Origin of the sequence: Micromonospora sp. AMSO31t, assembly GCF_008868175.1 — a bacterium.
In the GTDB taxonomy this organism is placed as follows: domain Bacteria; phylum Actinomycetota; class Actinomycetes; order Mycobacteriales; family Micromonosporaceae; genus Micromonospora.
Genome location: NZ_WBKT01000050.1, coordinates 1 through 23,849, shown reverse-complemented (window position 1 = coordinate 23,849; position 23,849 = coordinate 1). Strand labels below are relative to the sequence as shown.

26 protein-coding genes are annotated in these 23,849 nt (G+C 73.7%); 16 read left to right on the top strand and 10 right to left on the bottom strand.

Annotated elements, in window-relative coordinates:
- Nucleotides 1–37: 37 nt before the first annotated feature.
- The 7 genes from F8274_RS14035 to F8274_RS32620 all read left to right on the top strand — a co-directional run bounded on the left by F8274_RS14035 (nucleotide 38) and on the right by F8274_RS32620 (nucleotide 6,863).
- Nucleotides 38–859 (top strand): ABC transporter ATP-binding protein, encoded by an 822-nt coding sequence (locus F8274_RS14035; RefSeq protein WP_151462744.1) that lies wholly within the window; start codon nucleotides 38–40, stop codon nucleotides 857–859.
- Nucleotides 856–1,572, top strand: a complete 717-nt coding sequence (locus tag F8274_RS14030; protein ID WP_151462743.1) for an ABC transporter ATP-binding protein — start codon at nucleotides 856–858, stop codon at nucleotides 1,570–1,572. Before F8274_RS14035 ends, F8274_RS14030 begins: the two co-directional genes overlap by 4 nt.
- A gap of 27 nt (nucleotides 1,573–1,599) precedes the next feature.
- A complete protein-coding gene (locus F8274_RS14025) occupies nucleotides 1,600–2,478 on the top strand; it encodes a branched-chain amino acid ABC transporter permease (RefSeq protein WP_151462742.1) in 879 nt (292 codons plus the stop codon).
- Nucleotides 2,475–3,614 carry a branched-chain amino acid ABC transporter permease gene (locus F8274_RS14020; protein ID WP_225853784.1) on the top strand — a complete coding sequence of 380 codons (1,140 nt, stop codon included), beginning with the start codon at nucleotides 2,475–2,477 and terminating at the stop codon, nucleotides 3,612–3,614. Before F8274_RS14025 ends, F8274_RS14020 begins: the two co-directional genes overlap by 4 nt.
- Nucleotides 3,615–3,666: 52 nt before the next feature.
- Nucleotides 3,667–4,938 (top strand): ABC transporter substrate-binding protein, encoded by a 1,272-nt coding sequence (locus F8274_RS14015; RefSeq protein ID WP_151462741.1) that lies wholly within the window; start codon nucleotides 3,667–3,669, stop codon nucleotides 4,936–4,938.
- Between the two features lie 131 nt (nucleotides 4,939–5,069).
- Nucleotides 5,070–5,696 carry a TetR/AcrR family transcriptional regulator gene (locus F8274_RS14010; protein ID WP_151462740.1) on the top strand — a complete coding sequence of 209 codons (627 nt, stop codon included), beginning with the start codon at nucleotides 5,070–5,072 and terminating at the stop codon, nucleotides 5,694–5,696.
- A gap of 480 nt (nucleotides 5,697–6,176) precedes the next feature.
- Nucleotides 6,177–6,863 carry a VanZ family protein gene (locus F8274_RS32620; RefSeq protein WP_225853783.1) on the top strand — a complete coding sequence of 229 codons (687 nt, stop codon included), beginning with the start codon at nucleotides 6,177–6,179 and terminating at the stop codon, nucleotides 6,861–6,863.
- A 129-nt stretch (nucleotides 6,864–6,992) separates the two neighbouring features.
- On the opposite strand, the gene F8274_RS13995 is transcribed toward F8274_RS32620, so the two are convergent.
- Complete coding sequence (locus tag F8274_RS13995) at nucleotides 6,993–7,409, bottom strand: MarR family winged helix-turn-helix transcriptional regulator (RefSeq protein ID WP_151462739.1); 417 nt, start codon at nucleotides 7,407–7,409, stop codon at nucleotides 6,993–6,995.
- A gap of 82 nt (nucleotides 7,410–7,491) precedes the next feature.
- On the opposite strand from F8274_RS13995, the gene F8274_RS13990 reads away from it, so the two are divergent.
- The 3 genes from F8274_RS13990 to F8274_RS13980 all read left to right on the top strand — a co-directional run bounded on the left by F8274_RS13990 (nucleotide 7,492) and on the right by F8274_RS13980 (nucleotide 10,702).
- Entirely contained in the window at nucleotides 7,492–9,285 is a 1,794-nt protein-coding gene (locus F8274_RS13990; RefSeq protein WP_151462738.1) for an ABC transporter ATP-binding protein, read from the top strand.
- Between the two features lie 64 nt (nucleotides 9,286–9,349).
- On the top strand, nucleotides 9,350–10,036 hold the full coding sequence (locus F8274_RS13985) for a VOC family protein (RefSeq protein ID WP_151462737.1): 687 nt from the start codon (nucleotides 9,350–9,352) through the stop codon (nucleotides 10,034–10,036).
- Nucleotides 10,037–10,144: 108 nt separating this feature from the next.
- Nucleotides 10,145–10,702, top strand: coding sequence for a M23 family metallopeptidase (locus tag F8274_RS13980; protein ID WP_151462736.1), 558 nt, complete (start codon nucleotides 10,145–10,147; stop codon nucleotides 10,700–10,702).
- 9 nt (nucleotides 10,703–10,711) lie between these two features.
- Here F8274_RS13980 and F8274_RS13975 read toward each other — a convergent pair whose 3' ends face one another.
- The 3 genes from F8274_RS13975 to F8274_RS13965 form a co-directional block, all read right to left on the bottom strand.
- Nucleotides 10,712–11,683 carry a hypothetical protein gene (locus F8274_RS13975; RefSeq protein ID WP_151462735.1) on the bottom strand — a complete coding sequence of 324 codons (972 nt, stop codon included), beginning with the start codon at nucleotides 11,681–11,683 and terminating at the stop codon, nucleotides 10,712–10,714.
- Nucleotides 11,684–11,796: 113 nt separating this feature from the next.
- The gene (locus F8274_RS13970; protein WP_225853782.1) at nucleotides 11,797–12,120 is read right to left on the bottom strand and encodes a hypothetical protein; all 324 of its coding nucleotides are present in this window, start codon (nucleotides 12,118–12,120) and stop codon (nucleotides 11,797–11,799) included.
- A gap of 2 nt (nucleotides 12,121–12,122) precedes the next feature.
- Nucleotides 12,123–12,401 carry a DivIVA domain-containing protein gene (locus F8274_RS13965; protein ID WP_225853781.1) on the bottom strand — a complete coding sequence of 93 codons (279 nt, stop codon included), beginning with the start codon at nucleotides 12,399–12,401 and terminating at the stop codon, nucleotides 12,123–12,125.
- A gap of 72 nt (nucleotides 12,402–12,473) precedes the next feature.
- Between F8274_RS13965 and F8274_RS13960 the strand changes: the two genes are divergently transcribed.
- The 5 genes from F8274_RS13960 to F8274_RS13940 all read left to right on the top strand — a co-directional run bounded on the left by F8274_RS13960 (nucleotide 12,474) and on the right by F8274_RS13940 (nucleotide 17,990).
- Nucleotides 12,474–12,713 carry a winged helix-turn-helix domain-containing protein gene (locus tag F8274_RS13960; protein WP_151462734.1) on the top strand — a complete coding sequence of 80 codons (240 nt, stop codon included), beginning with the start codon at nucleotides 12,474–12,476 and terminating at the stop codon, nucleotides 12,711–12,713.
- A 90-nt stretch (nucleotides 12,714–12,803) separates the two neighbouring features.
- Nucleotides 12,804–13,718 (top strand): HNH endonuclease, encoded by a 915-nt coding sequence (locus F8274_RS13955; RefSeq protein WP_225853780.1) that lies wholly within the window; start codon nucleotides 12,804–12,806, stop codon nucleotides 13,716–13,718.
- Between the two features lie 159 nt (nucleotides 13,719–13,877).
- Entirely contained in the window at nucleotides 13,878–16,808 is a 2,931-nt protein-coding gene (locus F8274_RS13950; RefSeq protein WP_151462732.1) for a M36 family metallopeptidase, read from the top strand.
- A gap of 236 nt (nucleotides 16,809–17,044) precedes the next feature.
- Nucleotides 17,045–17,497 (top strand): ribonuclease domain-containing protein, encoded by a 453-nt coding sequence (locus tag F8274_RS13945; protein WP_151462731.1) that lies wholly within the window; start codon nucleotides 17,045–17,047, stop codon nucleotides 17,495–17,497.
- A 61-nt stretch (nucleotides 17,498–17,558) separates the two neighbouring features.
- Nucleotides 17,559–17,990: a barstar family protein gene (locus tag F8274_RS13940; RefSeq protein ID WP_151462730.1), complete on the top strand. Its 432-nt coding sequence runs from the start codon at nucleotides 17,559–17,561 to the stop codon at nucleotides 17,988–17,990.
- Nucleotides 17,991–18,107: 117 nt separating this feature from the next.
- Here the strand turns inward: F8274_RS13940 and F8274_RS13935 are convergent, their stop codons facing one another.
- Entirely contained in the window at nucleotides 18,108–18,881 is a 774-nt protein-coding gene (locus tag F8274_RS13935; RefSeq protein WP_151462729.1) for an HD domain-containing protein, read from the bottom strand.
- Nucleotides 18,882–18,945: 64 nt separating this feature from the next.
- A complete protein-coding gene (locus F8274_RS13930; RefSeq protein ID WP_225853779.1) occupies nucleotides 18,946–19,389 on the bottom strand; it encodes an ATP-binding protein in 444 nt (147 codons plus the stop codon).
- Between the two features lie 182 nt (nucleotides 19,390–19,571).
- On the opposite strand from F8274_RS13930, the gene F8274_RS13925 reads away from it, so the two are divergent.
- A complete protein-coding gene (locus tag F8274_RS13925) occupies nucleotides 19,572–20,207 on the top strand; it encodes a DedA family protein (protein ID WP_225853778.1) in 636 nt (211 codons plus the stop codon).
- A 75-nt stretch (nucleotides 20,208–20,282) separates the two neighbouring features.
- Here F8274_RS13925 and F8274_RS13920 read toward each other — a convergent pair whose 3' ends face one another.
- From F8274_RS13920 to F8274_RS13905, 4 genes are all read right to left on the bottom strand, one after another.
- On the bottom strand, nucleotides 20,283–21,290 hold the full coding sequence (locus F8274_RS13920) for a LacI family DNA-binding transcriptional regulator (protein ID WP_151462728.1): 1,008 nt from the start codon (nucleotides 21,288–21,290) through the stop codon (nucleotides 20,283–20,285).
- A gap of 83 nt (nucleotides 21,291–21,373) precedes the next feature.
- Nucleotides 21,374–22,144, bottom strand: coding sequence for a hypothetical protein (locus tag F8274_RS13915; protein ID WP_151462727.1), 771 nt, complete (start codon nucleotides 22,142–22,144; stop codon nucleotides 21,374–21,376).
- Between the two features lie 48 nt (nucleotides 22,145–22,192).
- A complete protein-coding gene (locus F8274_RS13910; protein ID WP_151462726.1) occupies nucleotides 22,193–22,669 on the bottom strand; it encodes a hypothetical protein in 477 nt (158 codons plus the stop codon).
- On the bottom strand, nucleotides 22,666–23,586 hold the full coding sequence (locus F8274_RS13905; protein WP_151462725.1) for a hypothetical protein: 921 nt from the start codon (nucleotides 23,584–23,586) through the stop codon (nucleotides 22,666–22,668). Before F8274_RS13905 ends, F8274_RS13910 begins: the two co-directional genes overlap by 4 nt.
- Nucleotides 23,587–23,849: the final 263 nt, after the last annotated feature.

Sequence of the window (23,849 nt, the reverse complement as noted above, 5' to 3'; positions counted from 1 at the left end):
GCGCACCCCCGACGCCGCGTCCTCTCCCGAGGTGAAGATGTCCCCACCCCCCACTCCCGCGGACGGCATCGACCTGGCGCTGCAGGGTGTCGGCGTCCGGTTCGGCGGGCTTGTCGCCCTCGACGACGTCTCCCTGCGGGTCCCGCCCGGCCGGATCGTCGGCGTGATCGGTCCCAACGGCGCCGGGAAGACCACCCTGTTCAACGTGGTCTGCGGCTTCGTCCCGCCGACCAGCGGATCGCTCACCCTGGACGGTCGCCCGTTCCGGCCCCGCCCGCACCGGCTGACCCGGCTCGGCATCGCCCGCACGCTCCAGGGCGTCGGCCTGTTCCCCGGGCTCACCGTGCTGGAGAACGTGGTGGCCGGCGCCAGCAACGCGGCCCGGGCCGGCTTCGCCACCGCCCTGTTCGGCCTGCCCCGCAGCGACCGCGACGAGCGGCGGCTGCGCCAGGAGGCCCTCGACCTCCTCGCCGAGCTGGGCGTCGCCGCGCACGCCGGCGCGGCCCCCGCCACCCTGCCGTACGCGGTGCGCAAGCGGGTCGCCCTGGCCCGTGCCCTGATCGCCCGGCCCCGCCTGCTCCTGCTCGACGAGCCGGCCGGCGGGCTGGGCGCCGACGACGTCGACGAGCTGGCCGAGCTGGTCCGCACCCTGCCCGAGCGGGCCGGCGGCGCGTGCTCGGTGATGCTCGTCGAGCACCACATGGACCTGGTCATGGCCGTCTGCCAGGAGCTGGTGGTGCTCGACTTCGGCCGGGTGATCGCCGCCGGCACCCCCGACGAGGTCCGCGACGACCCGCTGGTCACCGAGGCGTACCTCGGCGCCGACGTGCCGGCCGAGGCCGCGGGGGCCGGGTCGTGACCGCCGTGCTGGAGGTCGAGGCGGTCAGCGCCGGCTACGGGCCGGTGCCGGTGCTGCGGGACGTGACGTTCGAGGTGCCCGCCGGGACCATCGCCGCCGTGCTCGGCGCCAACGGGGCCGGCAAGACCACCCTGCTGCGTACCCTGTCGGGCCTGCTCCGGCCCACCGGCGGCCGGGTCCGCTTCGACGGCGCCGACCTGCGCGGCGTCCGCGTCGAACGGCTGGTCCGGCGCGGCCTGGCGCACGTCCCCGAGGGGCGGGGCGTGGTGGCCGAGCTGACCGTGGAGGAGAACCTGCGCCTCGGCGGCCTCTGGCGCAGCGACCGGGTCGACGCCCGCCGGGCCCAGGACGAGGTGTACGAACTGTTCCCGCCCCTGGCCCGCCGGCGGCGCCACGCCGGGCACCAGCTCTCCGGCGGGGAGCGGCAGATGCTCGCCCTCGGCCGGGCGCTGATCGCCCGGCCGCGGCTGCTGCTGCTCGACGAGCCGTCGCTCGGCCTGGCCCCCAAGGTGACCGCGCAGATCATGGCGCTGCTGCGCCGGCTCTGCGACGAGCGGGGGCTGACCGTCCTGCTGGTCGAGCAGAACGTGCGCAGCGCCCTCTCGGTCGCCGACCAGGGCGTCGTGATGTCGCTCGGCCGCGTGGTGACCGCCGCCCCGGCGGGGCGGCTGCGCGACGACGACCAGCTCCGGCACGCGTACCTCGGGTTCTGACGGCCCGGCGAGCAGGAAGGATCCGCATTGGACCGGTTCTTGTTCCTCACCTTCGGCGGGCTGTCCACCGGCGCGGTCTACGCCGCGTTCGCCCTCGCCCTGGTGCTCATCTGGCGGGCCGCCCGGCTGGTCAACTTCGCCCAGGGCGCGATGGCCGTGGCCACCGCGTACGTCGGCTACGCGGTGGCCTCCGCGACCGGCTCCTACTGGCTGGGCCTGGGCGCGGCCGTGCTCGCCGGCCTGCTCCTGGGCGCGCTGGTCGAGCGGGTGCTGATGCGCTTCGTCGGGCACGCCAACCCGCTCAACGAGGTGATCGTGGCGCTCGGCCTGGTGCTGCTCATCCAGGCGGTGCTCGGCATGGTCTTCGGCAACGGCTACCGGCCGGCCGCCGCCCCGTTCGACACCGACGCGCTCACCCTCGGCGGGGTCGCCGCGCTGTCGCCCTACGACCTGTGGGTGCTCGGCGCGGTGCTGGTGGTCGTGGTGCTGCTCGCGCTGCTGTTCACCCGCACGCCGATCGGCCTGCGGATGCGGGCCGCCGCGTTCGCCCCCGAGGTGTCCCGGCTGCTCGGCGTCGACGTGAGCCGGATGCTCACCCTCGGCTGGGCCCTCGCCGCCGCGGTCGGCGCGCTCGCCGGCATGCTGGTCGTCCCCACCGGCCTGGGGCTGCACCCGCATGCCATGGACCTGGTCTTCGTGGTCGCGTTCACCGCCGCCGTGGTCGGCGGCCTGGACAGCCCGGCCGGTGCGGTGGTCGGCGGCCTGCTGGTCGGCCTGATCCTCTCGTACGTCACCGGCTACCTGGGCCCGGACACCACCCCGCTGGCCGTCCTGGTGCTGCTGCTGGCCGTCCTCCTGGTCCGCCCCGGCGGGCTGTTCTCCAGCGCGAAGGCGAGGCACGTGTGACCGCCACCCGCCCCTCCGCCCGGTCCGGGGTGGACCGGCCCGCCGGGCCGTCGCCGCTGCGCCGGCTGCTACCCGGTGCGCCGGCCACCGCCGGCCCGCGCGGGTCGACCCTGCTGCGCCACCTGGCCGGGGCGGTGCTCGCCGGCGCCCTGGTCGTGCTGCTCACCAACCAGCTCCCGCCCTACCAGAACCTCCAGGTGGCCCGGGTCTGCGCGTTCCTCTGCGTCACCGCCGGCTACACGGTGCTGGTCGGGCTCAACGGCCAGCTCTCCCTCGGGCACGGCGCGCTCATGGCCACCGGCGCCTACACGGTGGCGCTGGTGCAGCGGGCGTTCGACGAGCGGGGCGTGCAGGGGCGGTGGATCCTGCCGCTGTCGCTGCTGGCCGCCGTCGCGGCGACCGCCCTGGCCGGGCTGGTCATCGGGCTGGCCGCCGCCCGGCTGCGCGGGCCGTACCTGGCCGGCGTGACCCTCGCCGTGGCGACGCTCGTGCCGGCCGTCAGCACGATCTTCACCGGGGTGTTCAACGGCGAGCAGGGGCTGCGCTTCCCGGCGGAGACCCCGCCGGCGTTCCTGGGCGCCTACTTCCAGCCGGAACGGTGGCTGGCCTGGATCGCGCTGCTCGCCGCGCTGCTGACCGTGCTGCTCCTGGCCAACCTGGTGCGCAGCCGGTTCGGCCGGTCGCTGCGCGCCGTGCGGGACGACGAGGTGGCCGCCCGGCTCGCCGGCATCCACGTGGCCCGCACCCAGGTGCTCGCCTTCGTGGTCAGCGCCGGCTGCGCCGGCCTCGGCGGCGGCGTGTACGCGGTTCTCACCGCCACCGTCGCGCCGGGCAAGTTCCCGCTGGAGCTGTCGCTGTTCCTGCTCATGGCCATCGTGATCGGCGGGCTGGGCAGCCTGGCCGGCGCGGTCTGGGGCGCGGTGCTGCTGGTCACGCTCCAGGACCTGCCGAGCCTGCTCACCGAGACGTTCAGCCTGTCGGGCGGCCTGGCCCAACGGCTGGAGGGCAACCTCGCGCTGGCCGTGTTCGGCCTCATCCTCATCGTCGTCATGCTCGCCGCCCCGGGCGGGCTGCACGGCGCCGTCCGCACCGTCGCCGCCCGGCTGCGCGCCCGCCGACGCGTGCCGGAGGACTGAGCCACCCCGGTTCCACCCACCCGTTCGCACCGCCGCACCGGATTGGAGAACCATGCGTCCCACCACCCGCCGCATACTCGCGGCCGCCACCGGCCTCGCCCTGCTGGCCGTCGTGCCGGCCTGCGCCGACGACGCGAAGCAGGCCGCCGAGAACGTCCCCGGCGTCACCGACACCGAGGTCGTCATCGGCACCCACCAGCCGCTCACCGGTCCCGCCGCGCCCGGGTACTCGAAGATCTCCGCCGCCACGAAGGCGTACTTCGAGCACGTCAACAGCAAGGGCGGGGTGAACGGCCGGAAGATCGTCTACAAGGTCATGGACGACGGCTACAACCCCGCCAACACCGAGAACGTGGTCCGCAAGCTGGTGCTCGACGACAAGGTCTTCGCGCTCCTCGGCGGGCTGGGCACCCCGACCCACACCAACGTGCTGGAGTTCGTCAAGACCCAGAAGGTGCCCGACCTGTTCGTCTCCTCCGGCAGCCGGAACTGGAACCAGCCCGACAAGTACCCGACCACCTTCGGCTGGCAGCCCGACTACACGGTCGAGGGCAAGATCCTGGCCACCTGGGTGAAGCAGCAGTTCCCCGGCGCGAAGGTCTGCCACTTCGGGCAGAACGACGACTTCGGGCGGGACTCGCTGGCCGGGGTCGAGAAGGTCCTCGGCGCGGTGGCGGCGAAGCAGACCTACACCACGACCAACCAGCAGGTCGGCCCGGCCATCGGGGCGCTCAAGGCAGCCGGCTGCCAGGTGGTGATCTCGGCGAGCATCCCGGGCTTCACCGCGCTCGCCATGGGGCAGGCCGCCGGGCAGGGTTTCCGGGCGCAGTGGGTGGTGTCCAACGTGGGCGCCGACTACACCACCCTGTCGAACCAGCTCGGCGACAAGAAGGTGATCCTCGAAGGCATGGTGGCCGACAACTACCTGCCCATGGTGGGTGACACGGCGAACCCGTGGATCCAGGAGTTCACCAAGATCCACCAGAAGTACAACGCGGCCAACCCGATCGACGGCAACGCGATCTACGGCTACTCCATGGCGTACACCTTCGTGCAGGCGCTGCTCGCCGCCGGCAAGGACCCGACCCGGGAGAAGCTGGTCGAGGCGGTCGGCAAGGGCGGCTTCCGGGGGCCCGGGCTCACCCCGTTCCGGTACAGCGGCGACGTGCACGCCGGGTACAGCGGGGTGCGGCTGAACAAGGTGCAGAACGGCGCGCAGGCGTACTTCGGCCCCACGTACACCACGGACGATGGCGACGCCCCGGTCACCGAGTACACCGAGCCGCCGACCACCCCGCCGGCGGACGCCATCCCGACGACCTGACCAGGCGCCGGGCGGCCGTCACCGCGGTGACGGCCGCCCGGCGACGCGCACGTAGAGTGCAGCATTCCGGCGTGACGCCACCGGGGCGGGCGGGTGACGCCGGCCAGGAGCTACGCACAGGGGGCGGACGCATGATCGAGGTGGACGCCGACGTGCCGGCGCGGGTGGACGGCCGGTCGGCGCGGGCCGAGCGGACCCGGGCCGCCATCGTCGAGGCGCACCTGGCGCTCATCGACGAGGGCGACCTGCGGCCCACCGGGGAGCGGATCGCCGAGCGCGCCGGGGTGTCCCTGCGCACCCTGTGGACCAACTTCAAGGACATGGAGACCCTGTTCGCCGCGACCGGGCGGCTGGTCGGGGAGCGGCTGGACGCGCTCTGGCGGCCGATCCCGCCCGAGCTGCCGCTCACCCGGCGGATCGCCGAGTTCTGCGACCAGCGGGCCGAGATGCTGGAGGTGTTGGCCCCCTCGGCGCGCGCCTCGGCGCTGCGGGAGCCGTTCTCCCCGCAGTTGCGGCGCAACCGGGAGGCGGCCATCGCCCGGGTCCGCCACGAGACCGAGTTGGCCTTCGAGCCGGAGCTGGCGCACGCCGGACCGGGGCGCGAGCAGTTGCTGGACGCGCTGACCGTGGCCTGCACCTGGGCGGCCTGGGCCATGATGCGCGACGCCATGGGCCTCGACGTGGCGGCGGCCCGGGCCACGCTGGCCCGCACCATCGGCGCGCTGCTGGTCGACGCGATCGCCGCCGGCCTGCGCTGACCCGCACCCTTCGGGCAGGCGGACGTAGGTCTCCGCCAGGCTGGTCGCGTACGCGCGGGATGTCGCCACGTAGCGCAGCGTCGAGACCTGGGCGCCGTCTCCAGCCGGGCCCGCAGCTCCGCCCAGATCCACGCGTCAGGCCAGGCGTCGATGTCCTCGTCGGGCGCGACCTGGACGTAGAGCCGGGAGACCTCCGGCGACCGCGCCTCCGGCCACAGCAGCACGGTGCGCCTCGCCGCCCCCGGCGAGGTGCGGCTTGACGCGGCCCCCCGACGGGCGCAGCCAACCCGAACAGGTTGACGTCGACCGCCGGCTGCGGGCCCAGGTCGGGGTCGAGGTGCTGGGCTACGACGCCGGGCACTCGGGATATCGAGGACGTCTCCACAAGTGCTTACGTCGGCGCTACAGTCGTCCGTCTGTAATGAGGGCATGGATCAGACGGCACTCCGATCAGCCCCGCCCCGCCGCACGCGCCGAACCATGCTCGTCGGCCTGGCGATCCTCGGCCTGGCGGTCGTGGCGTTCGCCGTACGGCGGCCGCTCCTGATGGCCGCTCCGCGGTGCCTGGCCGGCCGGTGGCACGGCTGCTACGACACGGTGAACGGTGTGCTGCTCATGATGCTGGTGGGGCTGCCGTTGGCCACGCTGGTGGCGTTGGCTCTCGCGCACAGTCGGCGTGCCGCCGGCGTCACATCGGCGTGGCGGATGTCGCTGGCCGAGGTGGGCATGGTCTACGGCACCGTGCCGTTCGTATGGATGACCATGATGCCGGGCCCGGGGGCCGGCTTCGTTCCCGGTCGGGTGAGCCTGGTCCCGCTGCGGGATCTCGTCACGATGGGGCCCGTCGGGATCGGCGGCAACCTGCTGATCTTCGCAGCGCTCGGGTTCTTCGCCCCGATACGGTTCGCGGCGCTGGCGTCCGTGCCGCGGATCCTGGCGCTCGCGGCAGGCTGCTCGGTCCTGGTCGAAACCGCACAGTACGTGCTGCGGCTGGATCGGGTGTCCTCTGTCGATGACGTGCTGGTCAACGCCGCCGGAGCCGTGCTGGCCGGGCTGGCGTCGCGCCGCTGGTGGCGCACACCGGCGCATCTCGGGGCAGGGCTACGCGAGCGTCGACCAGGAGCTGAAGGAGGGCCTACGCCCGCTGGCCGCCCCGATCCACGGTGAGAACGGCCCGGCCGCGGTGAACGTGTCGGCGCATGCCGGCCGCGGCCCGTCCGACGTGATCCGCCGGGAGCTGCTGGAGACGGCCACGCGGATCGAGGAAGATCGGCGCGGCGGCCAGACCGCCCGTGATCAGTCGCGCAGCGTCCGCAGGATGCGGGCCAGGTCGGCCCGGTCACTGTCGCTGAGGTCGCCGAAGAAGCGTTCCGCCTCGGCGGCCCGGGCGGCGCGGATCGCCGCGCTGATCCGAGTGCCCTCATCGGTGAGCCCGACCAGTGTGGCCCGCCGGTCGGCGGGATCGGGCTGACGCGCCACGAGCCCGCGCTCCTCGAGGTCGTCGACCACCTCCGTGGCCGAGCGGGGCGCGATGCGCAGGTGCTCGGCGAGCGCGCTGAGCCGGACCGCGCCGTGCCGCATGAGCACGGCGAGCGCCCGGGCGTGCCCCGGGTTGATCTCCCAGGGTTCGAGGGTGCGCTTGGACTGGTGGCGCAGCCGCCGGGCCACGGCCCAGAACGTCTCGGCCAGGCTCTCCTCGTCGCTGCCGGTCACCGGAATACGGTAGCAGCACATGCTGTTGTTACCTCATGATGAGGTAACCTCAGCAATACGCCCGACGAAAGAGAGCACCCCCTTGGACGGATTCCGAGACGGCCGCGGTGGCGGCCGGACCACCGTGACCCCCGCCGAGAAGACGCAGGCCCGCCAGGTGTCGCTGCGACGGATCGGCGGCCTCTTCACCGCCCACCGCGGCCCCCTCGCCGCCGTGGTGGCGATCATCGTGGCGTCCTCCGTGATCGCGATGGCGTCGCCGTTCCTGCTGCGTACCGTGATCGACCGGGCCCTCCCGGAGCGCGACCTCACCCTGCTGGCCTGGCTGGTCGCGGGCATGGTCGGCGTCGCCGCGGTGACCGCCGTGCTCGGCGTGGCACAGACCTGGATCTCCACCCGCGTGGGCCAGGAGGTCATGCACCGGCTGCGCACCGACGTGTTCACCCACCTCCAGCGCCAGTCGATCGGCTTCTTCGTCCGCACCCGCACCGGCGAGGTGCAGTCGCGGATCACCAACGACATCGGCGGCATGCAGGCCGTGGTCACCTCCACGGCCACCTCGATCGCCGCCAACCTCACCACCGTCATCGCCACCGTGATCGCCATGGTCGCGCTGAGCTGGCGGCTCACCCTCGTCTCGGTGGTCGTGCTGCCGCCCGCCATCTGGCTGACCCGGCGGGTCGCCCGGCTGCGCCGGGAGATCACCGCCCACCGCCAGCGTGAGCTGGCCGACCTCAACGTCACCATCGAGGAGGGGCTGTCGATCAGCGGCGTGCAGCTCGCCAAGACCCTCGGCGCCGGCGCGACCCTGGTCGACCGGTTCACGACCTCGTCGGCCCGCCTCGTCGACCTGGAACTTCGCTCGGAGCTGGCCGGCCGCTGGCGGATGGCCTCGATGACGGTGATCTTCGCGGCCATCCCGGCCGTCATCTACCTCGGCGCCGGCCTGCCCGGCACCGCCGGCACGCTCACCATCGGCACCCTGGTCGCCTTCACGGCCCTCCAGGGCAACCTGTTCCGGCCGCTCATGGGCCTGCTCAACGTCGGCGTCTCGCTGACCGCCTCGATGGCGCTGTTCGCCCGGATCTTCGAATACCTCGACCTGCCCGTCGAGGTGGCCGACCCGGAGCGGCCGGTGGCCCTCGACCCGGCCCGGGTGCGCGGACACCTGCGCTTCTCCGACGTCACCTTCAGCTACCCGGGCAGCGACACCGCCGCCGTGGCCGGCGTGAGCCTCGACGTCCCGGCCGGCACGAGCCTGGCCCTCGTGGGCGAGACCGGCTCCGGCAAGAGCACCCTCGCCGCGCTGATCAGCCGGCTGCACGACCCCGACGCCGGCCGCATCACCATCGACGGCGTCGACCTGCGCGACCTGCGCCTGGCCGACCTGGCCGCCGTCGTGGGCGTGGTCAGCCAGGAGACCTACCTGCTGCACGCCACCGTGCGGGACAACCTCCGGTACGCCCGCCCGGACGCCACCGACGCCGACATCGAGGCCGCCGCCCGCGCCGCGCAGATCCACGACCTGATCGCCGCGCTCCCCGACGGGTACGACACGGTGGTCGGCTCCCGCGGCCACCGGTTCTCCGGCGGCGAGAAGCAGCGCCTGGCCATCGCCCGGACGCTGCTGCGCGACCCGCGGATCCTCGTGCTGGACGAGGCGACCAGCGCGCTGGACACCGAGACCGAGCGCGCCGTGCAGCGGGCCTTCGACGAGCTGGCCCGCGGGCGCACCGTGATCACCATCGCGCACCGCCTCTCCACCGTCCGCGACGCCGACCAGATCGCTGTGCTTGACCACGGCCGGATCGTCGAGTCCGGCACCCACGACACCCTGCTGGGCCGCCGCGGCCGCTACGCCGCCCTGGCCGCCTGACCCGCTCCCGAAAACCTGATCTGCAAGACGTGATTTCCACGTCCCTGATCGCTACAGTGGCGCGATGCGGAACGGAGTGCAGGCCCAGGTGCCCGTGCTGTACGTCGCGGACGCCGACGCCGCCCGAGGGTTCTACGAGCTGTTCGGCTACACCCAGCAGCGAACCGGCGGCGACGGCGACTCCCGCTGGTGCCACCTCCAGTGCGGAGACCTGACCCTGCTGCTGGGCGCGGTGACGCCGCGCCTGGTCACCGTCGAACTGCCGCTGCTCATCTACCTCTACGTCGACGACCTCGCCGCGACGACGGACCGCCTCACCGCCGCCGGGTTCGCCGTCGAGCGGGTCGGCCACCCCGCGCACGCCCCCGGCGGCGAGTGCCGCACCACCGATCCCGACGGCAACACCGTGCTGTACGGGCAGCGCCGGGCCGTGCCCGCGCAGGCGCACGCCGAGCGCACCGGCACCGAGGCCCGGTTCTCCCTGATCCGCGAGGCCGCCGAGGCGGCCGCCCGGCGTGGTGGCGCCCCGGCCCGCTGCCAGATCGGCGGCCCTCGCGGTGAGCCCTGTCCGGAGCCGGCCGAGGTGAAGCTCGCCGACTCGTGGGGCGACACGGTCTGGGGCTGCCTGGCCCACGCCGACGAGGCCCTGCTCAACGCCCGGGGCGCGTTTCTGGCCACCGAGGACGCGACGGGGCTGGCCGCGTTCCTGGGCATGCGGCACCCCCAGCCGGACGCCACCGCGCACAGCTGAGCTGCTGGTAGGAAAGTTTTGTCCAGGCATCCATGCCTGTAGCTATTTGCCTTGCCGGAGGCGGCCAATTAGCATCGATCCTCATCATTGATGCGAAGAGGGGGACCGATGTCCGTATCGTTCACCACCGCCCGGTGGCGCATCTTTGCCCTGCTCGCGGTGGCCGTCATCGTCGGAGCGCTGACGGGAGTGCAGCCCGCGCAGGCTGCCCGCCCGGGCTTCCGGATGCCGTTCCTGTGCGGCCAGACGTGGCAGGGCAACAACTGGAACGGCCACAGCCCCGCCCACTCCATCGACTGGAACCACTACGACGCGAACGGTTCCCCCGACGACCTCGGCCGCCGGGTGGTCGCCAGCGCCGGCGGCACCGTGCTGGGGTCCTACTACTCGACCACCACCGGCTACGGCCACACCATCGTCATCGGGCACGGTGACGGTTGGCGTACCCGCTACGCCCACCTCAGCGAGCGGCTGGTCGCCACGGGCGACGCCGTGAACCGGGGCACCGTCATCGGCAAGGTCGGCGCCTCGTCGGCGAAGTACGACCTCAGCCCACACCTGCACTACGAGCAGATCCACAACGGCAGCGTCGTCGTCTCGGTCGTCCAGGGCGTCACCTGGTCCGACTACCTCAAGCGCAACCAGACCAGCACCAACAACTGCTGAACCGGCGGCTCAGGCCTCGGGCGGCCGGGGGTTGTCCGGGTCGCCCGGCGCCGGCGTGGTCTCGCCCGGCTGCGCCGACGCCGGCCGTTGCCCAGGAGCGGGATGCGGGGCGGGCGGCGGGAAGGGTTCAAGCGGGGTGAACTGCTCCACCGGGGAGTCCGGCCGGGGACCTCGCCGCGCGCTCCTCGCTCCGGCCTCCCGTTGGCGCGACGGATGCTCCTCCCGGAGCGCCTCCGGCATGCCGGCCGTGGGCACGGCACCGTCGTCCCGCGTCTTCGCCGGCCGGCGTTTTCGCTCTTCCTCGGCGTACTCCGCGCGCCGGCGCTCAAGGTCGCGCTTCCACTCCAGGGCGATGCGCTTGTCCCAGTACGGCTGGAGCAGCTTGCGGACCGGCTCGTCCAAGTGGACGGACACGTCCGGCTCGCAGGTGAACGTGACGTCGCCGCGCTCGTATCCCCAGGGAAGGGCGTCGTCGCCGGTCATCGCACCCTCCAGCGCGTCCGTTAGCTCACGCGGGCGATCCGGCGGGATCTCCGCGGCGCACCGGACCGCGATGCGCCGCAGCCGTTGCATGGCTTGGGGCTGGAAGTAGTCGACGTACCAGCCGAAGAGTTCCGGCCGCGCGTCGCCGGAGGACCAGGTGAAGGTGGCGCGGACGACAAAGTGGTAGACCTGTCCCTGCGCCGGCACGACCAGGGTCGGGGACACCCGCCGGTCGACGAGCGACACCGGCGGAGGCTCGGGCCCCTGGTCCGGCCAGCGCAACTGGTTCAGGATGGGCCGGGCCGCCGTCCACAACCGCTTCGCCCCGTCCCGCGTGGTCGTCCAGAGTTCCCGCGCGCGGGCGAGCCACCGCTTCCACCGGTCCGGCGCCGGCTCCGGGCGGTCCGGGACCTGCCCGCTCGCCGGGGCTTCGCCGGTGTCGGCCGCTGGGCTGGTGTCGTCCGCCTCGCCGTCGTGGTCGCTGGGCGTCCCGGTCATCGCACCCCTCTCCGGTCGAGCAGCCGCGCGTCGCCCGGCCGTTCGGTTACGCGGCCGGTGCGGTCGGGTGAGGGGTGTGCGGAGACGCCCGTCGGCGCTTCCGCCGTCCCACGCTAACAAGCCGGCACGGCGGCGGACGGCAGCCGCGCGGGCGGCGGGGCGGGCCGAGGGGCGCCGGCGGGGCTCCGTCGGGGCTGACCGCCCGGTGCCGGCGGAGGTGCATCGACCTTGCGCAGGCCGGCGAGCTGGACGAAGACCTCGCGCCGGTCGACCGCCTGGCCGCGCCGGTCGAGGACGTAGCCGGTCAGCCAGACCCAGCCGGTGTACGCCGGCCGGGGGCAGACCGAAACGACCCGGAAGGTCAGGGCGCGGTCGCCCGCGAACTGCACCGAGGCGCCTCCGTCGATCCGCAGCAGGTCGCCGGGCTCGGGGCGCACCGCTACCAGTGGCCCTGGTTCGGTGGCCGGCACTCCCCGGCGTGCCCGGCCTGCCAGTCGCGCAGTGCCCGCCGGAGCCGGCCGTTCTCCTCGCCGAGCAGGCGTATCCACCGGTGCAGATCGCTCAGCTCGTCGGCGACCAGGGCCTGGAACTCGCGTACCTGATCGGGGTCGACGCCGCGACGGCGAGGGTCGAACGTGCGGATCCGCGCCTCGTGCGCGGTCAACCGGGCCGGGAAGCCGGTCCCGTAGGGCTGACCGGATCGATACACCTGGGCCACGACGGTCCTTTCCTGACAGGGGAGGCGGGGTGTCGTTGCGTGATCGAATTGGCATGCCACGCAGGGGGAGTCATGCCGATCACCGCCGATTACATCCGCATCGCAGACGAGATCGTCGCCGACATCAGAGCCAACAAGCTCAAGCCGGGGGACAAGCTGCCCTCGATCGCGCAGCTTGCCGCGATGCACAAGGTCAGCCCTTCGACGGTCAAGCAGACGTACGTGCGGCTTGAGGCCCTGCGAGTGATCTGGCGGCACCAGGGCAAGGGCATCTTCGTGAACGATCCGAAGCTCTGGATGCGCGAGCCCTGACGGCTGCGACCGTCCGAAACGCCGACTTTTCAGGGGTGGCGGAAGCGATCAAGGTCATGCACGCTTACCGGTGTGCGGACCTTCGTCGGAGTGACGGACGAGAAGTGGTACCGGTTTCTGGCCGCGCGACCCGGCCTGACAGAGGTCAACTTCTGGCGGCCTTCGGGCGGGGGGTTTCGTGCGCTCACCCCCGGTGAACCCTTCTTCTTCAAGGCGCACTACCCACTCAATCGGATAGTCGGCGGAGGCTTCTTCAGCGGCTTCACTCAGCTGACGATTTCCGAGGCGTGGGAGCTGTTCGGTGAAGCCAACGGCGTGGCCAGCCTGGACGAGATGCGCCGGAGCGTCGGTCGTTACCGCAAGCAGCCGATCGGACTGGACGAGGACCCCACCATCGGCTGCATATTTGTCCGGGACAGTGTCTTCTTCCCCGACGATTCGACTGTCGATCCACCTCCGGGGTTCGCCTCCAACGTGGTCCAGGGGAAGACCTACGACCTGGCCGAACCGTCCGTGGCCGGGTACTTCGACCTCTTGCTGCACCGTCTGTTGGGCGTGACCCTCGAACTGGATACCAGCACGCCCTGGCACCGACCTGGACCGGTGTACGGTGACCCGCGTCTCGTGCCGCAGCGCCTTGGTCAGCAGTCGTTCAAGGCCGTGATCCTCGGTGCCTACGCCCGGCGCTGCGCCATCACCGGGAACAAGGTCCAGCCTGTGTTGCAAGCGGCACACATTCGGCCGCTGCCACAGGGTGGAGAGCACCGGATCGACAACGGCCTCCTGCTCAAGTCGGATGTCCACATCCTCTTCGATCGGGGATACCTGGGGGTCGACCCGAAGTACCGATTGATGGTCAGCCCTCGATTGCGGAGCGAGTTCGGAAACGGCGACCAGTTCTACGCCAAGGCCGGCATGCCCATTGCTGTGCCGGAGCAGCGGAGTGACAGGCCCAGAGCCGAGTTCCTCGAGTGGCACTTGGACACGGTCTTCAAGGCCGCCTGATCTGCGCTGGATGATCGCCCTTCGCCTGTCCTCGCTCCAGCACCTGCGCTGGCGGCGGCATCGACGCAGCGCAATCTATGGATGTTCGGCTGGTGTCGGTGGTCCACTCGGGCTGGTCGGATGGCAGGACGGACATCGCCGTTCGACGAAGGAGGGACCGTGCGCACACCATCGCGTGCGACGACGGGGGCCACCGCGCTGCTACTCGCGGCCGGAATGGTCCTGACCGCGGGAGCTGGCGGTCAGGCGGCACCCCGGGACGAGATCCCGACCCAGGCGCAGCCCGGCCACCTGCCGGGAGACCGCCACGACACCAAGACGAAGGACAACCGGAAGGGGCGTACCGCGCCGACCGACCGCCAGCAGGACCTGGCCGCGGCGCTCAGCGCCCGGGTCCGCTGGACCGACTTCGGTACGCCCGCCCTCCTCACGGCGACGGGCCGGCCGCTGGCCACCGGGCTGCCCGCCGACCCGGCCGCCGCGGCGCGGGCGTACGTGGCCGCGAACCGGGACGTGCTGGGGCTGACCGCCGAGGGCGCCGCCGCCCTGGAGCAGTTGACTGTCGCGCCGATGGGGGACGGCGCCACCGTGCTGTTCCGGCAGCGCTTCGGTGACCTGCCCGCCGCGGTCGACGGCGTGCTGGCCGTCGGCGTCCGCGACGGGAAGGTGTGGCACGTCAGCTCGTCGCTGGCCCGGGACGGCGGGGCGCCCGCTCCGGCAACGATCAGCGCCGACGAGGCGCGCCGGGCCGCGGCAGCCGACGCCGGTCTGACCGGGCCGACGATCCTGCGTACCTCGCTGGTCGCGGTGCCGACCGCGGACCGGGGGCCGCGGTCGGCGTACGAGGTGGTTCTCGGCGCAGATGTCACCGGTGCGGACCCGGCGGCCTTCGCCACCTACGTGGACGCCCGCGACGGCAGCGTGCTGGTCCGTGAGGACCTGGTCGACCACGACGTGGACAACCCGTCGTGGGAGGTCTTCCCGAACTCCCCGCCGGTCGACAAGTCCTCCACCGACACCCGCGTGCGCTGGTGCGCCGCGCCGGCGGCGGGCTGCGCCGAGGTGGTCGGCGTGCCCGGGCAACCCGCGTGGGACGCGGATCCGGCCACCGGAACGTCCACCACCACGACGAACGGCAACAACGCGATCGCCGTGCAGAACTGGTTCAGCAACGACCCGTTCAGCGTGGGCACCGAGACGGCGACCCCGCGCCCCGACCGGAACTACGCGTACCCGTGGACCAACGAGTGGTACGAGCAGCAGTGCAGCCCGGACGCCTTCACCTCGCCCCAGGCCAACGACATCGACGCGGCGCGGGCGAACCTGTTCGCCATGCACAACCGGATGCACGACTGGTCCTACCACCTGGGCTTCACCGAGGCGACCTGGAACATGCAGCGGGACAATCTCGGCCGCGGTGGTCTGGCCAGCGACCCGGAGCAGGGAAACGCGCAGGCCGGCGGCGTGAGCGGCGGCCCGCCGACCTTCGCCGCCCGCAACAACGCCAACCAGATCACCCCGCCGGACGGCATCGCACCGACCACCAACATGTACCTGTGGCAGCCGAGCGCCGGCTCGTTCTACGCGCCCTGTGTGGACGGCGACTTCGACATGTCGGTCATCGCCCACGAGTACGGCCACGCCGTCAGCGGCCGGATGATCGCCGGCCCGAACGCCGGGGTCAGCTCTCCGCAGGGGATGAGCGAGAGCTGGTCGGACCAGCTCGCCATGGAATACCTCTACGAGCACGGGTACGCGGCGCCGGGCCGGCGCGGCTTCACCATCGGCGAGTACACGACCGGCGACCCCCGGGCCGGCATCCGCAACTACAACATGAGCGCCAGCCCGCTCAACTACAGCGCCATCGACTACGACTTCGTCGGCCTCCAGGTGCACGCGTCCGGTGAGGTCTGGAGCGCCACGAACGTGGACATCCGGGCGGCCATGATGCGCCGCTACGGCGCCGGGAACGCGGCCCTGCAGAAGTCGTGCGCGGACGGGGCGACGCCGGTGACCGCGTGCCCGGGCAACCGGCGGTGGATCCAGCTCGTCTTCGACTCGTTCCTGCTCATGGCGGTCAGCCAGGTCAGCATGGTCGATGCCCGGGACGCCATGCTCGCGGCCGACCGGATCCGCTTCGGCGGCGCCAACCAGGACCTGCTCTGGAACGCCTTCGCCGCCCGGGGTCTCGGTGAGGCGGCGGCCAGCGTGGGCAACGCCGACGCCGACCCGACGCCCGGCTTCACCTCGCCGCACGCCAGGGAGGGAACCCTGCGGTTCACGTCGGAGGGCGACCACGGGGTCGTGCCGGGCGCGCAACTCTTCGTCGGCCGCTACCAGGCGCGGGCCGTGCCGGTCGCGGACACCGACGCGGCGACCCCGGTGACCGACCGGGTGAGCCTGGTGCCCGGGACGTACGAGTTCGTCGTCCGGGCGCCGGGTTACGGGCACCGCCGGATCGGTCCGGTCACGGTCCGGGCCGGGCAGGTCCGCGAGCTGGAGGTGCAGCTGCGCCGGAACCTGGCCTCCACCAGCGCCGGCGCGGCGGTCAGCGGCGACGGGATCAACCTCGCGAGGATCGCCGACGACGACGAGGCCACCAACTGGGCCTCGCTCGGCACGCCGGTGGCCGGGCGGCAGGTCACCGTCGACCTGGCCGGTGGCACCCAGCAGGTCCGCCGGGTGCAGGTCAGCGCCATGCCGCGTCCGCCGGTCGCCGGTGACCCGGACGCCGGCACGCAGAGCCGGTTCTCCGCGCTGCGGCAGTTCCGGGTGCTGGCATGCGAAGCGAAGAAGCAGGTGACCTGTGCCGATTCCGCCGACTTCCGGGTGGTTTACACGAGCCCGGCGGACGCCTTCCCGTCGGTGGCGCCCCGGCCCCGGGCACCCGAACTGATCATGCGGTCGTTCGACATCCCGCGGACGAAGGCGACGCACCTGCGCGTCGAGGTGCTGACCAACCAGTGCACCGGCGCGCCGGCGTACGCCGGTGAGCAGGACGCCGACCCGCGGGCGGCGACCGACTGCGCCACGGCCAGCCCGCAGGCGCAGAACGTGCGGATCGCCGAGTTCCAGGCATTCGCGCAGTAGGCGAGGTGGGTGCGGGCGGGCCGAGCCCGCCCGCACCCCTTGGGATCGGCTGCTGACCGGCCCGGGCCGGGCGGTCCCGCGGGGCCGCCGGGCCGGGGTCGATCATCCAGCGTTCACCCGACATTCGGGGCACGGTCGCCGCGCGGGGCCTGTACGTCGGGAAGGATCACCGCCAGACTGGGCGCGATCGGACAACGACACCGATCGATATAGTCGCCCAGTTCAGGGAGGACCCCTTGACCACTCTCGCGACCCCGCTCCGCTCCACCGGCGCCCGGGTACGCCGGGCGCTCGGCGCGTGCGCCCTGCTCACCGCGCTGGTCGCCGCCGCGCTCGTCGGCCCGCCGGCGGCCTCCACCCGGCTCGCCGAGCCGGCACAGGCCGCCGTCTACAGCTCCTGCACGATGACCCGCTGCGCGGACGCCCGCACGGCGCGCTCGGGTTGGTCCGCGAAGAGCTTCCCGACCAGCCGCGGCTGGTACTCCTGGAGTGGCGGCCTGTGCAACTTCGCGGGCGGCCGGTTCTACAACTACGAGGGTCAGCTGCCCACCAACGCCACCTACTACGAGTACGACGTCTACCCGCGCGCCTGCAATGCCGCGCGGGACGCGTACCGGATCGTGGTCAACAAGAGCACCGGGGCCACCTGGTTCTCGCCCGACCACTACGCCAACTTCTACCGGCTCTGAACGACGTCGGAGCGGGTCGGGCCGGCGAGCCCGGCCCGCGCCGACCGGAAAGGATCAACCGATGGGCGCAGCGTCCCCGCAGCCGCCGGCCTGGCTCGCGTTCGACGCCGGACCGGAGGCCGAGGCGACCGGCGTGACCCTGGCCGGGGCGGACGCCCGGATCCGGGCCGGCCTGCACGAGGCGCTGGCGGCGGCCCTGCCCCTGCCGGCCTGGTTCGGGCGCAACTGGGACGCGCTCGCCGACGCGCTGGCCGACCGGCTCGACGCCGGCCCACTGACCCTCGTCGTGCGGGACGCGGCGGACCTGCTCGCCGACGAGCCGCCGGCCCACCTCGGCACCCTCCTCGACGTGCTCGGCGCGGTCGCGGCCGGCGGCCACCACTCGCTGCGCGTGGTGCTGCGCGACCACCCCGACCGGCTGGCCGCGCTGCGGACCCGGATCGCCGCCGCCCTGGGCGGCCGGGTCGGCGCCCCACCCACCGACACCGACTGACGGGCTCACTCGGGCGAGGGAGCCGCACGCCACGTCGCCGGTCTGGCGGGGTCCATCGGCTCGGGGTGCCGCCACCTCGCCGAGCTGGCCACCCCGGCAGCGAGGCCGGATCGACGGTCAGTTCGGCTGGTCGAGGATCGCGCTGAACCGCTCCTCGGCCAGGTCGAGCTGGGCGAAGATGTGCCGCTTCACCGGCAGGGACAGCGGCGTGTCCGGCCGGGCGATGAGGTCGCGGAAGACGGGCACCAGCGGCCGGTACTTGGCCGCCGAGCGGGCCACCTTCGGTCCGACCGTGTGGATCACGCCCACCCCGTTGTCGGTGAAGTCCGACACCTTGATCACCCGCGCCCAGGGCTCCCGGTCGAGGCTCGCCGCCACGTGCTCCCGGTACTGGACGTGCCGGTCGCGCCCCGGGTCGTACGCCGGGTTGGTCACCGCGCCGACGAGCCGGGCGACCCGCGGGCCGAACCGCGCGGCCAGGGCGGCCAGCGCCGCCGGCGTGGGGTCGCCGATGGCGGCTCCGGGTCGCTGCGGGGCGTCGGACGCGCCGAGCTGACGCTGTCGTAGCGCCTCGGGGCCCGCCAGCTCCGCCGGGTGGTCCTCGACGGCGTCGTGCAGCAGGCCCGCGACGATCACGTCCACGTCCCGCACCTGGTAGTGGTGCATCATCCGGATCGCCACCCGGAGCAGGTGGTTCAGGTACGGCTCACGCACCCGCCGGTCCTCCCGGTGCAGCTCGGCGGCGAGGTCGAGGGCGGCGGTGAGCCGCTCCCGGGCGGGCTCGTCGAACGCCTCGACCTCCAGCCGGAAGCGGGCCAGCAGGCCCGGTTCGCCGTGGATCTCGGTGATCGCGTGCATCGGCATGGTCGCCAGGTAGGCCGGGAACTCCATGCGTCCCTTATAGCTGATCTTCGCTAGGAAGCGTGGTCCCGGTCGGCCTCCCGACGGTGACTGGTCAGCTGCCGGTCAGCCGTTTGACCAGCCGGACCGTGGTGCCCTCCGCGGTGCCGACGATGCTGACCTCGTCCATCACCCGAGTCATGATCATCCGTCCCCGGCCCCGGTCGGTGTCGTCCCCGCGGGCGTCGGCCCGCCAGCCGCCGTGGTCGCGTACCTCGATCACCAGGTGGTCGTCGCGCAGCTCGGCGCGGAGCGTGGTGATCCCCTCGGGCGTGAAGCGGTAGCCGTGTTCGATGGCGTTGGCGCACGCCTCGCCGGTGGCGATCAGCGCCGTCTCGACGTCCCAGTCGCTCACCCCGTGGGCGTGCAGCCAGCCCCGCAGCCGCTCCCGGGTGGGGGCGAGCCGCGCCGGGTCGGCGGGCAGGTCGACGGTGAACACCGGGGCCGTCCCGGCCGGGTCGTCGCCTGGCACCAGCCCGGCGGCTGTCCCACCCTCCACGTCCGGCCCCCCGTCCCGCGCACGTCCCGGGCCTGGGCGCTCGCCGTCACCGTCCCGTCCTGTCCGTCATTGTCCCCGGAAGGGCCCGCCGGTATTCCTCGACCCGGCGGTTCATCCGACCGCGTGCCCGGAGACCGCCGGAGCCGGCGCGGCGCCGCCCCGCCGCGGGTCACAATCAGCGGGTGGACCGGGTGCTGGACCTGCTGGTGGCGCTGCCGCCCGTGCTGGTGCTGGCCCTGGTGTTCCTGCTGCCGGCGCTGGAGGCGTCGACCTTCCTCGGGCTGGTCGTGCCGGGCGAGATCGCCGTACTGGTCGGCGGGGTGCTCGCCCACGAGGGACGCCTGCCGCTCTGGGCGGTGATCCTCGCGGCGGTCGCCGGTGCGGCCGTCGGCGACCAGGTCGGCTACCTGGTGGGCCGCCGGTACGGCCGGCGGCTGCTGGCCCGGGCGCCGCAGCGGCTCGTCCGCTCGGGGGAGCTGTCGCGGGCGCTGGGGCTGGTCCGCCGCCGGGGCGCCGCCGCCGTGGTGCTCGGCCGGTGGGCGGCGGCGCTGCGCGCCCTGGTTCCCGGGCTGGCCGGACTGAGCGGCATCCCGCGCCGCGCGTTCACCGTGGCGAACCTGGCCGGGGGCGCGCTCTGGGCGGTGACCGTGGCGCTGCTCGGCTACCTGGCCGGGGCGTCGTTCCGGCTCCTGGAGCGGCGGCTGGGCTGGGGCGGCGAGGCGCTGCTCGCCGTGGTGGTGCTCGTGGTGGCGGTGCGGCTGGTCCAGGCCCGGCGGACCGCCCGCCGCGAACGGGCGGGCACCGCCCGGCCCCGCTGACCGCCGGACCGGGCCGGCGCACCCGCGGCAGATCCCCCGCCTCGCGGCCCTCGTGGCCGGTCAGGGCTGAGCCGGTCAGGCCGGGGCGGGGCCGAGGCTGTCCCGGTGGACCAGCTCGGCGGGGAGGGTCTCCACGCGGTCGCGGCCGCCGGGCGCGTCCAGCGCCAGGGTCATGGCGCGCGCACCCAGCTCGGCCAGCGGCAGCCGGATCGTGGTCAGCGCCGGGGTCACGTCGGCGGCGATCGGCATGTCGTCGAAGCCGACCACCGAGACCTCCGCCGGCACCCGCACGCCGCGGGCGCGCAGCAGGTTGAGCGCGCCGACGGCCATCGAGTCGTTCATCGCCACGATCGCGGTCAGCCCGGGCGCGGCGTCCAGCAGCTCGGCGGCAGCCCGGGACCCGCCGTCGCGGGTGAAGTCCGCGTACCGGATCCGCGCCTCCGGCAGCGCCTCGCCCAGGCCGGCGGCCAGCCCGGCGAGCCGGTCGCACGTCGTGGTGAGGACGCGCGGGCCGGCCAGCACGCCGACCGACCGGTGGCCGAGCCGGCGCAGCTCCACGCCGAGCAGGCGGCCGCCCTCCTCGTTGGCCGGCAGCACGGCGTCGCCCCGGTGCCGGTGCCGGCCGATCACCGCGACCCGCCCGCCGGTCGCCGCGTACGCGGCGAGCCGCTCGTCGAGCACTGCGTTGACCGTGGGGTCGTGGTAGCCGGAGCCGGCCAGCACGATGGCGGCGACCTGCTGGGCGCGGAGCAGGTCGACGTACTCCACCTCCCGCTCGGGGTCGCGGTAGCTGTTGCAGATGATGACGAGCCGCCCCCGCTCGGTGGCGACCCGTTGCAGCCCCCGGGTCACCTCGGCGAAGTAGGGGTCGGAGACGTCGTGCACCACCACGCCGACCACGCTGCGCTGCGGCCGGGCCAGCAGCTGGGCGTGCGCGTTCGGCACGTACCGCAGCTCGGCCACGGCCTTCAGCACCCGCGCGCGCAGCTCGTCGGCGACCGGCTTGCTGCTGCCGTTGATGACCCGCGACGCGGTCGCGGGGGAGACGCCCGCCCGGCGGGCGACATCGGCCAACGTCGCCATGCGCACCCCCTCGCACACCCGGTGGCCGAGAGGCTACCGCAGCGCCGCCGGGAAAGCCGTGCCCCGATCGGCGGAGGCGGCGCTCACCGGGCGCGCGCGGTGGGGCGGGAGGTGGTCGCGGTCGTGCGGACGGCCTTGACGATGGCGGGGATCGAACCGATCAGCAGGACCAGCGCCCAGATCAGCGCGACCACGGCGAACACCACGGCGCCCAGGTCGTCGGTGATGCTGACCAGGATCCTCGGCACGAGCTGGTGCAGGAACTCCAGCACCAGCGTGCACAGCAGCGTGGTCAGCGCCAGCAGCACGAGGCCCTTGTTCTGCAGGAAGCGCGGCTGGGCGAGCAGCAGCAGCGCCGCCCAGACCAGCTTGAGCAGCAGCACCAGGCCGAGCAGCACGGCCGCGTCGCCGACCGGGAAGAACCCCCACACCGCCAGGTACGCCAGCGTGCCGAACGGCGCGGCCAGGAACAGCGACACCATCACGGTCAGCTCGACGAACGCGACAATCAGCAGGACCAGCGACGCGAGCAGCAGCAGGATCGAGAAGACGAGGGTGGCCACGCCCTGCACCCGGCCCTGGATCCGGTCCGGCACCACGAGGCTCAGGCTGAACAGCCCGGTGGTCCACAGCGCCACCACGTCGATGAGCGCCAGGTGGCCGGTGCCCCGGCCGGACGGCTCGGTCACCGTGCCGACCTCACCCAGGTCGACGCCGAGCTGCCCGGCGCTGTCCCGCAGCGCGCCGCCGGCGTCCCCGCCGCCGGTGAGCGCCGCCGCGCCCAGCTCCAGCCCCACGACCAGCGCGATGGCGAGCAGCGCCAGCAGCAGGAACGGTTTGCGCAGCTCACCCATGACACGCCTCCCCACCGGCCGGTGCCGGCCGGCCCGGCCCGCGTCCGGTCAGGACCGGGCGACGGTGACCACGCATCCGCCACCTCCCGGGCATCGCAGGGCGATCTCGGTCTCCCCGTCCACCGCCACCTTCGCCACCGCCGTGCCGTCGTCGCCGGGCGTCACCTCGTCGGTGACCGTGACGTCGGCGTCGCCCGGCGCCGGGGCGCTCACCACGAACGGCGCCCCGCTGCGCAGCACCAGGCTGCGCAGGCCGCCCGGGTCGGCCACCCGCAGCCGGCAGGCGATGCCGAAGCCGACCACCACGCCCTCGGCGGACGGGCTCGGGTCGGCGGCCGGCGGCAGGCACGCCACGGTCACCGTCGCCGGGTCCACCGTGCCGGCGTCCCCGCCGAACCGGGCCAGCCAGCCGGGCCCGGCGGCCGGGTCGCCCCGGTCGTGCCGGCCACCGCCCACCGCCACCACGTAGAGCACCACGAGCAGCCCGGCGAGGGCCGCCAGCAGCACCTTCTGCCGCCCGCTCACGGCTGGAGGAGCTGGGTGAACCGGATCTGGTCGACCCCGGCGAAGTACCGGTCGGTGCCCTGCGTCCGGCTCACCGCCACCAGGGTCAGCTTGTGCGGGCCCCGGGCCAGTTCCACGGTGCCCACGTCCACGAAGTCGGTGCGCACCACCGTCGGGGTGAAGCCGAAGAAGGTGTCGCCGACCTGCCGGCCGTCCACCAGCCAGATGGTGTTCGCGTAGTCGAACGACGTGGTGCGCACGGTGGACAGGCGCCAGGTGCCGTCGGCGGGCAGGTCGACCGAGACGGTCACCCGGTCGCCCACGGCCCGGCCCTGGAAGAAGAGCTGGGCGTCGCCGGACCAGACCACCTCGCAGCAGTTCGGCTGGGCCTCCACCCGCGCGGCCGCCGCCGTGGTCGACTGCACCGCCGCCCCGGAGACCAGGGTCTCCGCCTCGACGGTCACCACCTGGGCCCGCGGCGGGGGCGGCGGGTCCCCACCGCGGGTCACCAGCCAGACCACCACGCCGGCCACCACGAGCACCAGCGCCGCCGCGGCGGCCAGCCACGGCCACGGCGCGCGCTTCGGGGGTACGACCGCCCGCACGTCGTACGTCACCCGGCCGCTGGACCGGGAACTCTCCTCGGGCGCGGTGTTCGCCGAGTACGCGAACCCGGTCATGTCGTAGCGCCGGGGCGGGGTGCCGGGCGGCACGGCGAGCCGGACGAGGAACGACACCGAGCCCTGCCCGGGCACCACCCGCTGCGGCTCGGCCACGGTGAACCAGCCACGCTGGCTGCCCTCGCCGGGCGCGACGTCGAAGACCACGGTGTCCGGCGCCTCGCCCGGGTTGGAGACGGTGAAGGTCAGCTCGCCGCAGTTGCGGGCGTCCAGGGTGAACTGCTCGGCGGCGGCGACGACGGCCCATTCGGTGGTCATGACGGCTCCTCTGACGGCTGCTCGTGGGGTGCGGGGGACGGCACGCGGGCCCGGCCGACCGCGGGGACCGACGCCACCCCGGTGGCCGCACCCTCCGGTCCGTGGCTGTCGGCGTCGGCGGCTGGCGTACCTGGCGGTGTGGGGGTTCTTCCCGGTCGGCGACGCGGCCGTGCTGCTCGGCCTGGTGCTGCTGCTCAAGCTGGTCTGGGCGGCGCTGCTGCTGCTCGCCCAGCTGCGCTTCCTGCAGAACAAGGGCCTCGTGC

Excerpts from the sequence above, each read along its gene's own strand:
- F8274_RS13905 (WP_151462725.1), bottom strand. The coding sequence starts at position 23,586 with ATGACCACCGAATGGGCCGTCGTCGCCGCCGCCGAGCAGTTCACCCTG.
- F8274_RS13915 (WP_151462727.1), bottom strand. The coding sequence starts at position 22,144 with ATGGGTGAGCTGCGCAAACCGTTCCTGCTGCTGGCGCTGCTCGCCATC.
- F8274_RS14035 (WP_151462744.1), top strand. The coding sequence starts at position 38 with ATGTCCCCACCCCCCACTCCCGCGGACGGCATCGACCTGGCGCTGCAG.
- F8274_RS32620 (WP_225853783.1), top strand. The coding sequence starts at position 6,177 with ATGCTCGTCGGCCTGGCGATCCTCGGCCTGGCGGTCGTGGCGTTCGCC.
- F8274_RS13935 (WP_151462729.1), bottom strand. The coding sequence starts at position 18,881 with ATGGAGTTCCCGGCCTACCTGGCGACCATGCCGATGCACGCGATCACC.
- F8274_RS14015 (WP_151462741.1), top strand. The coding sequence starts at position 3,667 with ATGCGTCCCACCACCCGCCGCATACTCGCGGCCGCCACCGGCCTCGCC.
- F8274_RS13985 (WP_151462737.1), top strand. The coding sequence starts at position 9,350 with ATGCGGAACGGAGTGCAGGCCCAGGTGCCCGTGCTGTACGTCGCGGAC.
- F8274_RS13940 (WP_151462730.1), top strand. The coding sequence starts at position 17,559 with ATGGGCGCAGCGTCCCCGCAGCCGCCGGCCTGGCTCGCGTTCGACGCC.
- F8274_RS13975 (WP_151462735.1), bottom strand. The coding sequence starts at position 11,683 with ATGACCGGGACGCCCAGCGACCACGACGGCGAGGCGGACGACACCAGC.
- F8274_RS14010 (WP_151462740.1), top strand. The coding sequence starts at position 5,070 with ATGATCGAGGTGGACGCCGACGTGCCGGCGCGGGTGGACGGCCGGTCG.
- F8274_RS13920 (WP_151462728.1), bottom strand. The coding sequence starts at position 21,290 with ATGGCGACGTTGGCCGATGTCGCCCGCCGGGCGGGCGTCTCCCCCGCG.
- F8274_RS13960 (WP_151462734.1), top strand. The coding sequence starts at position 12,474 with ATGCCGATCACCGCCGATTACATCCGCATCGCAGACGAGATCGTCGCC.
- F8274_RS13980 (WP_151462736.1), top strand. The coding sequence starts at position 10,145 with ATGTCCGTATCGTTCACCACCGCCCGGTGGCGCATCTTTGCCCTGCTC.